Source organism: Pseudomonas sp. FP453, assembly GCF_030687495.1.
In the GTDB taxonomy this organism is placed as follows: Bacteria; Pseudomonadota; Gammaproteobacteria; order Pseudomonadales; family Pseudomonadaceae; genus Aquipseudomonas.
This window is the reverse complement of record NZ_CP117435.1, coordinates 4,102,454-4,115,125: the sequence shown is the minus strand read 5'-3', so window position 1 is coordinate 4,115,125 and position 12,672 is coordinate 4,102,454. Positions and strand designations below refer to the sequence as shown.

Sequence of the window (12,672 nt, the reverse complement as noted above, 5' to 3'; positions counted from 1 at the left end):
TGGAGATTTTCCTATGTCATCTTCCGCCCCGAACGCTGTCCTCTCGGTCAGCGGTATCGGCAAGACCTATGCCCAACCGGTTCTGTCCGACATCACCCTGACGCTCAATCGCGGTGAAGTGTTGGCGCTGACCGGTGAGAACGGTGCAGGTAAAAGTACCTTGTCGAAGATCATCGGCGGCCTGGTCACGCCGACCACCGGGCACATGCAATTCAACGGGCACGACTATCGCCCGGGCAGTCGCACCCAGGCTGAAGAGCTGGGTGTGCGCATGGTCATGCAGGAGCTCAACCTGCTGCCAACGCTCACCGTGGCCGAAAACCTGTTCCTGGATAACCTGCCCAGCCACTGTGGCTGGATCAGCCGTAAGCAACTGCGCAAGGCGGCTATCGAAGCCATGGCCCAAGTCGGCCTGGACGCCATCGACCCAGACACACTGGTTGGCAGCCTGGGCATTGGCCATCAGCAAATGGTCGAGATCGCGCGCAATCTGATCGGCGATTGCCATGTACTGATCCTCGACGAACCGACGGCGATGTTGACCGCCCGTGAAGTCGAGATGCTCTTTGAACAGATCACCCGCCTGCAGGCCCGGGGCGTGGCGATCATTTACATTTCGCACCGGTTGGAAGAACTGGCCCGGGTTGCCCAGCGCATTGCGGTACTGCGTGACGGCAAGCTGGTGTGCGTCGAGCCGATGGCCAACTACAACAGCGAGCAACTGGTGACCTTGATGGTCGGCCGCGAGCTGGGTGAGCAGATCGACCTGGGCCCACGGACCCTTGGCGCGCCTGCGCTGACGGTAAAAGGCCTGACGCGCTCGGACAAGGTGCGCGATGTGTCCTTTGAAGTGCGGGCCGGCGAGATCTACGGCATCTCCGGCCTGATTGGCGCCGGCCGTACCGAACTGCTGCGCCTGATCTTCGGCGCTGATCTCGCCGACAGTGGCACCGTGGCACTCGGCTCGCCGGCCCAGGTGGTGAGCATCCGCTCGCCGGTTGACGCGGTTGGCCACGGCATTGCCTTGATCACTGAGGACCGCAAGGGTGAGGGCCTGCTGCTGACGCAATCCATCAGCGCCAATATCGCCCTGGGCAACATGCCAGAAATTTCCGGCGGTGGCGTAGTCAACGGTCGTGATGAAACCGCTTTGGCCAAGCGTCAGATCGACGCCATGCGCATCCGCAGTTCCAGCCCCGCGCAGTTGGTGTCCGAATTGTCTGGCGGCAACCAGCAGAAAGTGGTGATTGGCCGCTGGCTGGAGCGCGACTGCGCGGTGATGCTGTTCGATGAGCCAACGCGCGGCATCGATGTAGGGGCCAAGTTCGACATTTATGCCTTGCTGGGCGACTTGACCCGCCAGGGCAAGGCGCTGGTTGTAGTGTCCAGCGACCTGCGTGAGCTGATGCTGATCTGCGACCGCATCGGTGTGTTGTCTGCCGGGCGCCTGATCGAGACCTTCGAACGCGATAGCTGGACCCAGGACGAATTGCTTGCCGCCGCCTTTGCTGGCTATCAGAAACGTGATGCGCTGCTCAATGACGCAGTGCTTAGGGATACCCCATGAAAACCACAACTACCCCCGGTAAAGCGGGCGGCAACTTCTACGGGCTTGGCACCTACCTGGGCCTGGCGGGCGCCTTGTTGGCGATGATCGCGCTGTTCTCCGTACTCAGCGATCACTTTCTGTCCTACGACACCTTCAGCACCCTGGCCAACCAGATCCCGGACCTGATGGTGCTCGCGGTCGGCATGACCTTTATCCTGATCATCGGCGGTATCGATTTGTCGGTGGGTTCGGTGCTGGCATTGGCCGCGTCGGCGGTCAGCGTGGCGATCCTGGGGTGGGGCTGGAGCGTTGTGCCAGCCGCCATACTCGGCATGGCCTGTGCCGCGCTCGCGGGCACGATCACCGGATCGATCACCGTGGCTTGGCGGATCCCGTCGTTCATCGTGTCCCTCGGCGTGCTCGAAATGGCCCGTGGCGTGGCGTACCAGATGACCGGTTCGCGCACGGCCTACATCGGTGATTCTTTTGCCTGGCTGTCCAACCCGGTGGCCTTTGGTATTTCGCCGTCGTTCATCATTGCGTTGCTGGTCATCATCGCGGCGCAATTGGTGTTGACCCGCACGGTGTTCGGTCGCTACCTGATCGGTATCGGTACCAACGAAGAAGCGGTGCGTCTGGCAGGTATCAATCCAAAACCCTACAAGATCCTGGTGTTCAGCCTGATGGGGCTGCTGGCGGGTGTGGCGGCGCTGTTCCAGATCTCGCGATTGGAAGCGGCTGACCCGAACGCGGGTTCCGGCCTGGAGCTGCAAGTGATCGCGGCGGTGGTTATCGGCGGGACTAGCTTGATGGGTGGGCGCGGTTCGGTGATTAGCACCTTTTTTGGTGTGTTGATTATTTCGGTATTGGCCGCTGGCTTGGCGCAGATCGGTGCTACGGAACCGACCAAGCGCATCATCACCGGTGCGGTGATTGTGATTGCGGTGGTCCTCGATACCTACCGCAGCCAGCGCGCCAGTCGGCGGGGCTGAACCATGGCAACGATCAAGGATGTGGCAGCGCTTGCAGGCATTTCCTATACCACGGTGTCCCATGTGGTGAACAAGACGCGCCCCGTGAGTGAGCCAGTAAGGATCAAGGTCGAAGCGGCGATCAAGCAGCTCGACTACGTGCCCAGTGCTGTCGCGCGCTCGCTCAAGGCCAAGACCACGGCCACGATTGGCCTGCTGGTGCCCAACAGCCTCAACCCGTATTTTGCGGAGCTGGCCAGGGGCATCGAGGATTATTGCGAGCGTAACGGCTACTGCGTGATCCTGTGCAACTCCGACGATAATGCGGAAAAACAGCGCAACTATTTGCGGGTACTGCTGGAAAAGCGCATCGACGGCTTGATCGTCACCTCGGTAGGTGGCGATGACAGTGGCCTGGCGGCTGGCTTGAGCGCCGTGCGCACGCCGATGGTCATTGTCGACCGGGCGCTGGACGGCATCGATGTCGATCTGGTGCGCATCGATCACGAGGAGGGCGGTTACCTGGCGACCCGGCATTTGCTTGAACTGGGTCACCGTGACATCGCCTGCATCGGCGGCCCGGCTCACACCCGCGTCGCGCAGATGCGCCTGGCGGGCTATCACCGTGCGCTGCGTGAGGCGGGGGTGGAGGTGGCCGCCGATCGCACCGAGGAAAGCGATTTCACCAGTACCGGCGGTTATGCTGCCGCTGTGCAATTACTGGCGCACAATCCGCCCAGCGCAATTTTCGCCAGCAACGACATGATTGGCTTCGGCGTGTTGCGTGCAGCCGCCGAGCGCAATATCCGTGTGCCTGGCGAGCTGTCGGTGATTGGTTTCGATGATATTCAGATGGGCCGCTACGTGTACCCGGCGCTGACCACGGTCGGGCAGTCGATCGTGCAGCTGGGCGAGACGGCGGCGGAGCTTTTATTGCGACGAATTGCGACACCCCAACTGCCGATCGATCAACGCATCGTGACGCCGAGCATTGTGTTGCGCGAGTCCACGGCCCCCGTCGCCGGTGTGTTTGCCCAATACCGCTGAACCGAATTGATGAGTATTGATGTATGTGCGCAAACGTAGTGGTAGTAGGCAGCTTGAACATGGACCTGGTCACCCGCGCCAGCCGGTTGCCCCGCGCTGGAGAAACCCTGGTTGGCCAGGCGTTCTCCACAGTGCCTGGCGGCAAGGGCGCCAACCAGGCGGTGGCGTCCGCGCGGCTGGGCGCCGAGGTGGCGATGGTTGGCTGCGTCGGCAGCGATGCCTATGGCGTCCAGTTGCGTGATGCGCTGCTGGTGGAGGGCATTGACTGCCAGGCCGTCAGCCGTGTGGACGGCTCCAGCGGCGTGGCGTTGATCGTGGTGGATGACAGCAGCCAGAATGCGATTGTGATCGTTGCTGGCAGCAACGGCGAATTGACACCCGCCTCGTTGCAGGCGGCTGACACGGTGTTGCAGGCGGCCGACGTGATCATCTGCCAGCTCGAAGTACCGATGGAGACCGTGGGCTACACACTCAAGCGGGGTCGTGAGCTGGGCAAGACCGTGATCCTCAATCCCGCGCCAGCCAGTGGCCCATTGCCCGCCGAGTGGTATGCCTCGATCGATTACCTGATCCCCAATGAAAGTGAGGCCACGGCGCTGAGCGGTGTGACTGTCGACTCCCTCGACAGCGCCAAGCTGGCCGCGACGCATCTGATCAAGGCGGGTGCCGGCAAAGTCATCATCACCTTGGGTTCCGAGGGCGCGCTGTTTGCCGACGGCCAGGCGTTTGAGCATCTTCTGGCGCCCAAGGTCAAGGCGGTGGATACCACGGCGGCGGGCGACACCTTCGTCGGTGGTTTTGCCGCCGCCCTGGCCAACGGCAAAAGTGAAGCCGAGGCCATCCGTTTCGGCCAGGTCGCAGCCGCGCTGTCGGTGACTCGCGCCGGTGCACAACCCTCCATTCCTACGCTGCACGACGTGCAAGGTTTTGTGCCCTCATGAAAAAGACGCCATTGCTCAACATCGCCCTGTCGCGCGTGATCGCCTCCCTGGGCCACGGCGACATCCTGGTCATCGGCGATGCCGGTTTGCCCGTGCCGCCGGGTGTCGAGCTGATCGACCTGGCGCTGACCCAGGGCATTCCTGATTTCATCAGCACCTTGCGCATTGTGCTCAGTGAAATGCAGGTGGAAAGCCACGTGTTGGCGCAAGAAATCCTGCACAAGCAACCGCCGGCGCTGACTGATCTGAACACGCTCGCCGAGCAGGCGGCGCTTGGTGAGCGGCGTCTGCTCAGCCACGAAGAGTTCAAGCAACTCAGCCGAAAGGCGCGTGCCGTGGTGCGTACGGGTGAGTGCCAGCCCTATTGCAATATCGCGCTGGTGTCCGGCGTAACCTTCTAGAGTGTCCCAACAACAAGGAGTGTTTTATGCAACGTGGTCTTCCAACCCTGAGAAATCTGTTTCGGAGTGTCCTGCTCTTGTCCGCACTCACTGCAGCAAGCGCCCACGCGGCGGAAAAAATCGACCTGATCATTGATACCGATCCTGGTGCCGACGATGTGGTGGCGTTGCTGTTCGCCATGGCCTCCCCGGACGAGTTGAATATTCGTGCGCTGACCACCGTTGCGGGCAACGTACGTCTGGACAAGACTTCGCGCAACGCGCGCCTGGCCCGCGAGTGGGCAGGGCGCGAGGATATTCCGGTTTACGCCGGCGCGCCCAAGCCGCTGCTGCGCACGCCGATCTATGCCGAGAACATCCATGGCAAGGAGGGTATCTCCGGCGTTACCGTGCATGAGCCGAAAAAAGGCCTGGCCGCCGGCAATGCCGTTGACTATCTGATCAAGACCTTGAGCACCGCCAAACCCCACAGCATCACGATCGCCATGCTGGGCCCGCAGACCAACCTGGCGCTGGCATTGACCCAGGCCCCGGAAATCACCCAGGGCATCAAGGAAGTGGTGGTGATGGGCGGTGCACACTTCAACGGCGGCAATATCACGCCGGTGGCGGAGTTCAACCTGTTTGCCGACCCGGCGGCGGCAGAGATCGTGCTCAAGAGCGGCGTGAAGTTGACCTACTTGCCGCTGGACGTGACCCACAAGGTACTGACCAGTGACGCGCGCCTGAAACAGATTGCCGACCTGAACAGCAACGCCAGCAAGGTTGTGAGCAATATCCTCAACGAATACGTCAAGGGCGACATGGAGCACTACGGCATCCCAGGCGGCCCGGTGCATGACGCCACCGTCATCGCCTACTTGCTCAAGCCTTCGCTGTTCAGCGGTCGTCAGGCCAATATGGTGGTGGACAGCCGCGAAGGCCCGACCTTCGGCCAGACCATCGTCGATTGGTACGATGGCCTCAAGCAGGAAAAGAATGTGTTCTGGGTTGAGAACGGCGACGCCCAGGGCTTCTTCGATCTGCTGACCGAGCGCCTCGCGCGTCTGAAGTAAAACCCTTGCCGGTCGGCGTTCGCCGGCCGGTTCTTATTCGCGCTCGGGGTTGTGCGCGCCCATGTGATCGGCCGGGTATTTTGCAAATACCTGGGCGATGAACGCTTGCGCTGCCTGGGTGCCCAGCTCCTTGACCAGAAGGTCGATACCGATGATCGCCAACTCCTCCGTGCTACCGGGGCTGTAGGAACTTTGCCCTTGGGGCCACTTGGCTTTGATGTCGGCTTGCAGCGTTACGGTGGTCATGACGGTCTCACGGGGCTGAAATGCTGGGCAGTGCGCCGGAGCGCGTTTCTTACGCCGGCAGTTAACCATTTTGTATCGACTTTGGCACTGATACTTAGGCATAAGGCGCTTCGGGATGAGGCGAGCGCTGTGCGACACTGTCCGCCTGTCTAATTGCCGGGGAACACCGCGTGCAGATCGATTTGAACAACCCCGAGAACCTGACCTTGGCCGCCGTGCGCCAACTGATCGCCAGTGCCAGCGACGACGAACACACCCAATTGCGGGTTACCAAGGCCGGTATAGCCTATATCTCTTGCGGGAAAGCAGTGGGGGGCGTGGACATAGACGGCTTGTTGTTTCGCCTTGAGACCTGGGCCAAGGGGGCGGGCTATGTCGGCAATGTGGCCGCCAGTGACGAAGTCTGGGTCATGCAGATCTTCAATGCGCTGAAGCAGAATTGGCCGAAGCCGCCGTTTGACTACATCGACGTCTACTGAGTACGTTCATATCTGGTGACGATTGATCGGGCGAATGCCGGTCGAGAGTCAGGCAGACTTGCCCTCCGGCGGTTTACGTCTTGAAACCAATCCGCCTCACCGCTGTCGCACGATCTCTGTCCATTTTTATCATAGGAGGCTTCATGCCTTGGAAGCTCGCATCATTCGGTACTTTGTTGGCAGCACTCGCGTTGGCGGGTTGCAGCACCCCGGGTGCCTCTGAGCCAGCCAAAGACGCCGCCATGGCCGATGCTGGTCATACCCGCTGCGAATCGAAGGCCGCAGAGTTCACGATCGGCCAGAAAGCCTCGCCTCAGTTGCTGGAGCAGGCCCGCACCCGCGCCGGCGCGCAGAACGCGCGGATTCTCAAGCCCAACGACATGATCACCCTGGAGTACCGCTCCGACCGCCTGAACCTGAACACCGATGACAACCTGGTGATCACGCGCGTCAACTGCGGCTGATCGTATCGAGCTTTTACAGCGCTCATAAAAAACCCCGTCACATGGACGGGGTTTTTTTTAGCTCAGCGGAGAATTACTCGCCGCGAACCTGTGCAGCTTGCATACCCTTTTGGCCTTTCTCAGCCACGAAGGAAACGGTTTGGCCTTCTTTCAGGCTTTTGAAACCGTCGCTTTCGATAGCTTTGAAGTGTACGAACAGGTCGTCACCGCCACCTTGAGGAGTGATGAAGCCGAAGCCTTTTTCATCGTTGAACCATTTAACGGTGCCGGTTTGGCGATTAGACATGGTGTATCTCCAAGAAACATATATTTTCAGTAGTGCTGTGCTGCTCAGGCCAACTGGGCACACCGGGCTATCATAGTCGAAATGTTCGGCTTGGGAGCCCCCCCAAGGCATTGTTTGCTAATCAATAGCGTTGCGTTTAGTGCCTGTCTGCGCTGAAAGCCCCGATCTACGGGGCTTTGGTGCGAAATATCAGCTGGTAAAAAAAGCCGTAAAAGCTGCGTAATTTGTGCGAAATGGCAGTTTTTGGACTGTTTTTCTAGCGAAACGCTCGCCTGATCTATGGTCGTTCTTACTTTTTCTTCACGACTTTGCACGACGAAATAGCCGCGACCGCTTTGTTTTTAAGCTCAGGCTTGGCGTTCGGGTTTTTCATCAGCTCGGTGATTTCTGCAGTGGTCAATTCGGCGTTGATCTTGTCAGCGCCGCATTCGCAGTGGTCTTTGGCGGTTTTGGCATCTACGTTCTGGCTGGCGGCGGCGCTGCAGTCGTTGACGAAGCTGTCGCGGGCGCCGGCCGGCCAGTTCGACGGGGCCGCTGCCTGTGCACCGAGGGACAGGAGGGTCAGGGGAGGCAGCGAGAGCGAGGGTCGAGGTGAAACGCATCATGGGATGCTCCTTTGGGTCGGGGACGAACGGCGATTCTCAGTGGGTTTGAGGCATTGCGTACAGCTCAAGTTCCGTTTTGCAGCGACAAAGCCTGGAATTTGTCATTACCTGGCATGGCGTCGGCGCGATGACCGTTCATCTGTGCTAGCATCGCAGCCCTGGCTATTTCCAGGTGCGCCATTTGCCGCCTTGCCATGTTCTTTTTAGCTCACTCCAGTCACTCTGGTTCGATTATCGGTTGGCCGAAAGGCTCCTGCCGCTGTAAGGCAGGCGTTCATCACTGAACGGCCTGGTGTTGGATCTTGTACTGGCTCATCCCAACCCACGTGACCTTTGGTAGGGGTCACCACTAGGAGAGGAGGCGCCATGCCAACTATTACTCTTCCCGACGGCAGTCAACGTTCATTCGATCATCCGGTTTCCGTAGCCGAGGTCGCCGCATCCATTGGTGCAGGCCTGGCGAAGGCTACCGTGGCCGGCAAGGTCGACGGCAAGCTGGTTGATGCCAGTGACCTGATCACCGCCGATGCCAGCTTGCAAATCATCACCCCCAAAGATCAAGAAGGGCTGGAGATCATTCGCCACTCTTGTGCTCACCTGATTGGCCACGCGGTCAAGCAGCTGTACCCGACGGCGAAAATGGTGATCGGCCCGGTCATCGATGAAGGCTTCTATTACGACATCGCCTATGAGCGTCCTTTCACTCCGGACGACCTGGCTGCGATCGAGCAGCGTATGCACGCGCTGATCGAAAAAGATTACGACGTGATCAAGAAGGTCACGCCGCGCGCCGAAGTGATCGACGTGTTCACCGCCCGTGGCGAAGACTACAAGCTGCGCCTGGTGGAAGACATGCCGGAAGAGCAGGCCATGGGCCTGTACTACCACGAAGAATATGTCGACATGTGCCGTGGCCCGCACGTGCCGAACACGCGCTTCCTGAAGTCGTTCAAGCTGACCAAGCTGTCCGGTGCCTACTGGCGCGGCGACGCAAAGAACGAGCAACTGCAGCGGATCTACGGCACTGCCTGGGCTGACAAGAAGCAGCTGGCCGCCTACATCCAGCGCATCGAAGAAGCCGAAAAGCGCGACCACCGCAAGATCGGCAAGCGTCTGAACCTCTTCCACCTCCAGGAGGAAGCGCCGGGCATGGTGTTCTGGCACCCGAATGGCTGGACCCTGTACCAAGTGCTTGAGCAGTACATGCGCAAAGTACAACGCGACAACGGCTACCTGGAGATCAAGACTCCGCAGGTCGTTGACCGCAGCCTGTGGGAAAAATCCGGGCACTGGGCCAACTACGCCGACAACATGTTCACCACCCAGTCGGAAAACCGCGACTACGCCATCAAGCCAATGAACTGCCCGTGCCACGTGCAGGTGTTCAACCAGGGCCTGAAGAGCTACCGCGAGTTGCCGATGCGCCTGGCCGAGTTCGGTGCCTGCCACCGTAACGAGCCATCGGGTGCGCGTTGCACGGCATTATGCGTGTACGCGGCTTTACCCAGGACGACGCCCATATCTTCTGCACCGAAGAGCAGATGCAGGCTGAATCCGCCGCGTTCATCAAGCTGACCATGGATGTCTATCGCGATTTCGGTTTCACCGACGTCGAGATGAAACTGTCCACTCGTCCAGAAAAACGCGTCGGTTCCGACGAGTTGTGGGATCGCGCCGAAGCTGCACTGGCCGCAGCGCTAGACAGTGCGGGCCTTGCGTACGATCTGCAGCCGGGCGAGGGTGCCTTCTACGGTCCGAAGATCGAGTTCTCGCTGAAAGATTGCCTTGGCCGCGTCTGGCAGTGTGGTACCCTGCAGCTCGATTTTAACCTGCCGATCCGTCTGGGAGCCGAATACGTCTCCGAAGACAACAGCCGTAAACACCCGGTTATGCTGCACCGGGCGATCCTCGGCTCGTTCGAACGGTTCGTCGGGATCCTGATCGAGCACTACGAGGGAGCATTCCCTGCGTGGCTGGCGCCGACCCAGGCAGTGATCATGAATATCACTGATAAACAGGCAGATTTTGCGGCTGAAGTTGAAAAAACTCTCAACGAAAGCGGATTTCGTGCCAAGTCCGACTTGAGAAATGAAAAGATCGGCTTTAAAATCCGCGAGCATACTTTGCTCAAGGTTCCCTATCTTTTGGTTATCGGAGATCGGGAAGTCGAGATGCAGACTGTCGCTGTGCGTACTCGTGAAGGTGCTGACCTGGGCTCGATGCCCGTCGCCCAGTTCGCTGAGTTCCTCGCGCAAGCGGTTTCCCGGCGTGGTCGCCCAGATTCGGAGTAATTATTATTAAGCGTGAAATGAGACAAGATAAACGAGCTGCACCGAAAGCCCCGATCAACGAGAATATCTCGGCACGCGAGGTTCGGTTAATTGGCGCTGACGGCGAGCAGATTGGCATCGTCTCGATTGATGAAGCGCTTCGTATCGCTGAAGAGTCCAAATTGGACCTGGTGGAAATCTCCGCCGACGCAGTCCCGCCTGTTTGCCGGGTGATGGACTACGGCAAATCGATCTTCGAAAAGAAGAAGCAGATTGCTGCGGCGAAGAAGAACCAAAAGCAGATTCAAGTAAAAGAAATCAAGTTTCGTCCAGGGACGGAGGAAGGGGATTACCAGGTAAAACTGCGCAACCTGGTACGTTTCCTGAGTGATGGGGACAGGGCCAAGGTATCCTTGCGATTCCGCGGCCGTGAGATGGCCCACCAGGAACTGGGGATGGAACTCCTCAAGCGGGTTGAAGCTGACCTGCTCGAGTACGGTTCGGTCGAACAGCATCCTAAGATGGAAGGACGCCAACTGATCATGGTCATCGCCCCGAAAAAGAAGAAGTAATCAACAGGGCACGGCAGGCCTTCTGATTATGTTTATCAACTGAATGCGGAGTATCCGAACATGCCAAAGATGAAGACTAAAAGTGGTGCTGCTAAGCGGTTTCTGAAAACTGCTAACGGTATCAAGCACAAGCACGCTTTCAAGAGCCACATCCTGACCAAAATGTCGACCAAGCGTAAGCGTCAACTGCGCGGTAGCAGCTTGCTGCATCCGTCTGACGTGGCAAAAGTCGAGCGCATGCTGCGCCTTCGTTAATTTTTGGATCAAGACTAGAGGAAGTAACTCATGGCTCGTGTAAAGCGTGGCGTCATTGCCCGTAAACGTCACAAAAAAATTCTGAAACTTGCTAAAGGCTACTACGGCGCGCGTTCACGCGTATTCCGTGTTGCCAAGCAAGCGGTAATCAAGGCAGGCCAATACGCCTACCGCGACCGTCGTCAGAAAAAACGTCAGTTCCGCGCTCTGTGGATCGCTCGTATCAACGCTGGTGCACGTGTTAACGGTCTGTCCTACAGCCGTTTCATCGCTGGCCTGAAAAAAGCTTCCATCGAGATCGACCGTAAGGTTCTGGCCGAACTGGCAGTGAACGAAAAAGCGGTGTTTGCTGCGATTGTCGAGAAAGCTAAAGCCACTCTGGCTTAAGTACCCCCGACAATCACCCTGGGTTGCTCCTGTAGCCCAAGGTGGTAAACGTCTTAAATAGGGGAAGAGCCTTCAAGCTCTTCCCCTATTTTGTATCTGGAGTCTGTACATGGAAAACCTGGACGCGCTCGTCGCTCAAGCTCTTGAGGCTGTGCAAAGCGCTGAAGATATCAATGCCCTGGAGCAAATCCGGGTTCACTACCTTGGCAAAAAGGGTGAATTGACTCAGGTGATGAAGACCCTGGGGAATTTGCCGGCTGAAGAGCGTCCGCAAGTCGGTGCGCTGATCAACGTCGCCAAGGAGCGTGTTACAGAGGTGCTCAATGCGCGCAAGGCGACGATGGAGGAGGCCGATCTTGCGGCCAAACTCGCCGCCGAATCCATTGACGTCACCTTGCCTGGCCGTGGCCAGGCCTCGGGCGGCCTGCATCCGATCACCCGGACTCTGGAACGTATCGAGCAGTTCTTCACCCATATCGGCTACGGCATTGCCGAAGGCCCTGAGGTCGAAGACGACTATCACAACTTCGAGGCGCTCAACATCCCAGGCCACCACCCGGCCCGGTCGATGCACGACACCTTCTATTTCAACGCGAACATGCTGTTGCGCACCCATACCTCGCCGGTACAGGTCCGCACCATGGAAGCGAACAAGCCGCCGATCCGCATCGTCTGCCCAGGCCGTGTGTACCGCAGCGACTCCGATATCACCCACTCGCCGATGTTCCACCAGGTCGAAGGCCTGCTGGTTGATCGCGATATCAACTTCGCTGACCTCAAGGGCACCATCGAAGAGTTCCTTCGTGTGTTCTTCGAGAAAGAGCTGGCGGTACGTTTCCGTCCATCGTTCTTCCCGTTCACCGAGCCGTCCGCTGAAGTCGACATGGAATGCGTGATGTGCAGCGGCAAAGGCTGCCGCGTGTGCAAGCAGACCGGCTGGCTGGAAGTGATGGGCTGCGGCATGGTTCACCCCAACGTGCTGCGCATGTCCGGGATCGACCCGGAAGAATTCTCGGGCTTTGCCTTCGGCATGGGCGTTGAGCGTCTGGCCATGCTGCGTTACGGCGTGAACGACTTGCGTCTGTTCTTCGACAACGACTTGCGGTTCCTCGCGCAATTTCGCTAGTCGTAACGAATCTTTAGG

14 protein-coding genes and 2 pseudogenes are annotated in these 12,672 nt (G+C 58.9%); 13 read left to right on the top strand and 3 right to left on the bottom strand.

The window, feature by feature from the left end; all coding sequences use genetic code 11:
• Window positions 1-13 precede the first annotated feature (13 nt).
• From PSH87_RS18565 to PSH87_RS18540, 6 genes are read left to right on the top strand one after another with little or no spacing between them, the layout of a single operon-like run.
• A complete protein-coding gene (locus PSH87_RS18565; RefSeq protein WP_017737834.1) occupies window positions 14-1,567 on the top strand; it encodes a sugar ABC transporter ATP-binding protein in 1,554 nt (517 codons plus the stop codon).
• Window positions 1,564-2,541, top strand: a complete 978-nt coding sequence (locus tag PSH87_RS18560; RefSeq protein ID WP_017737833.1) for an ABC transporter permease — start codon at window positions 1,564-1,566, stop codon at window positions 2,539-2,541. The genes PSH87_RS18565 and PSH87_RS18560 overlap by 4 nt, the downstream gene beginning before the upstream one ends.
• A 3-nt stretch (window positions 2,542-2,544) precedes the next feature.
• Window positions 2,545-3,567, top strand: a complete 1,023-nt coding sequence (locus PSH87_RS18555) for a LacI family DNA-binding transcriptional regulator (protein WP_017737832.1) — start codon at window positions 2,545-2,547, stop codon at window positions 3,565-3,567.
• A gap of 23 nt (window positions 3,568-3,590) precedes the next feature.
• Complete coding sequence (gene rbsK / locus PSH87_RS18550) at window positions 3,591-4,508, top strand: ribokinase (protein ID WP_305430601.1); 918 nt, start codon at window positions 3,591-3,593, stop codon at window positions 4,506-4,508.
• Entirely contained in the window at window positions 4,505-4,909 is a 405-nt protein-coding gene (rbsD, locus tag PSH87_RS18545) for a D-ribose pyranase (protein ID WP_124525712.1), read from the top strand. The genes rbsK and rbsD overlap by 4 nt, the downstream gene beginning before the upstream one ends.
• A 26-nt stretch (window positions 4,910-4,935) precedes the next feature.
• Window positions 4,936-5,964: a nucleoside hydrolase gene (locus PSH87_RS18540; protein ID WP_017737829.1), complete on the top strand. Its 1,029-nt coding sequence runs from the start codon at window positions 4,936-4,938 to the stop codon at window positions 5,962-5,964.
• Window positions 5,965-5,997: 33 nt separating this feature from the next.
• Here PSH87_RS18540 and PSH87_RS18535 read toward each other — a convergent pair whose 3' ends face one another.
• Window positions 5,998-6,210: a hypothetical protein gene (locus PSH87_RS18535; protein WP_017737828.1), complete on the bottom strand. Its 213-nt coding sequence runs from the start codon at window positions 6,208-6,210 to the stop codon at window positions 5,998-6,000.
• A 170-nt stretch (window positions 6,211-6,380) separates the two neighbouring features.
• Here PSH87_RS18535 and PSH87_RS18530 point away from each other — a divergent pair, with 170 nt between their 5' ends.
• Together PSH87_RS18530 and PSH87_RS18525 are read left to right on the top strand one after the other, a co-directional pair.
• Window positions 6,381-6,689 (top strand): hypothetical protein, encoded by a 309-nt coding sequence (locus tag PSH87_RS18530; RefSeq protein ID WP_017737827.1) that lies wholly within the window; start codon window positions 6,381-6,383, stop codon window positions 6,687-6,689.
• Window positions 6,690-6,832: 143 nt separating this feature from the next.
• Window positions 6,833-7,153 carry an I78 family peptidase inhibitor gene (locus PSH87_RS18525; RefSeq protein WP_305430600.1) on the top strand — a complete coding sequence of 107 codons (321 nt, stop codon included), beginning with the start codon at window positions 6,833-6,835 and terminating at the stop codon, window positions 7,151-7,153.
• A 73-nt stretch (window positions 7,154-7,226) separates the two neighbouring features.
• Here the strand turns inward: PSH87_RS18525 and PSH87_RS18520 are convergent, their stop codons facing one another.
• Window positions 7,227-7,439 (bottom strand): cold-shock protein, encoded by a 213-nt coding sequence (locus PSH87_RS18520; RefSeq protein ID WP_003234260.1) that lies wholly within the window; start codon window positions 7,437-7,439, stop codon window positions 7,227-7,229.
• A gap of 289 nt (window positions 7,440-7,728) precedes the next feature.
• A pseudogene (locus PSH87_RS18515) lies at window positions 7,729-8,044 on the bottom strand (hypothetical protein).
• A 366-nt stretch (window positions 8,045-8,410) separates the two neighbouring features.
• Here PSH87_RS18515 and thrS point away from each other — a divergent pair.
• From thrS to pheS, 5 genes and pseudogenes are all read left to right on the top strand, one after another.
• Window positions 8,411-10,335, top strand: a pseudogene (gene thrS / locus PSH87_RS18510) (threonine--tRNA ligase).
• Window positions 10,335-10,886 (top strand): translation initiation factor IF-3, encoded by a 552-nt coding sequence (gene infC / locus PSH87_RS18505; RefSeq protein WP_169850653.1) that lies wholly within the window; start codon window positions 10,335-10,337, stop codon window positions 10,884-10,886. Before thrS ends, infC begins: the two are co-directional and overlap by 1 nt.
• Before the next feature lie 60 nt (window positions 10,887-10,946).
• Window positions 10,947-11,141 carry a 50S ribosomal protein L35 gene (rpmI, locus tag PSH87_RS18500; RefSeq protein ID WP_002553160.1) on the top strand — a complete coding sequence of 65 codons (195 nt, stop codon included), beginning with the start codon at window positions 10,947-10,949 and terminating at the stop codon, window positions 11,139-11,141.
• Window positions 11,142-11,171: 30 nt separating this feature from the next.
• Window positions 11,172-11,528 (top strand): 50S ribosomal protein L20, encoded by a 357-nt coding sequence (rplT, locus tag PSH87_RS18495; RefSeq protein ID WP_003174975.1) that lies wholly within the window; start codon window positions 11,172-11,174, stop codon window positions 11,526-11,528.
• 109 nt (window positions 11,529-11,637) lie between these two features.
• Window positions 11,638-12,654 (top strand): phenylalanine--tRNA ligase subunit alpha, encoded by a 1,017-nt coding sequence (gene pheS / locus PSH87_RS18490; protein WP_017737822.1) that lies wholly within the window; start codon window positions 11,638-11,640, stop codon window positions 12,652-12,654.
• Window positions 12,655-12,672: the final 18 nt, after the last annotated feature.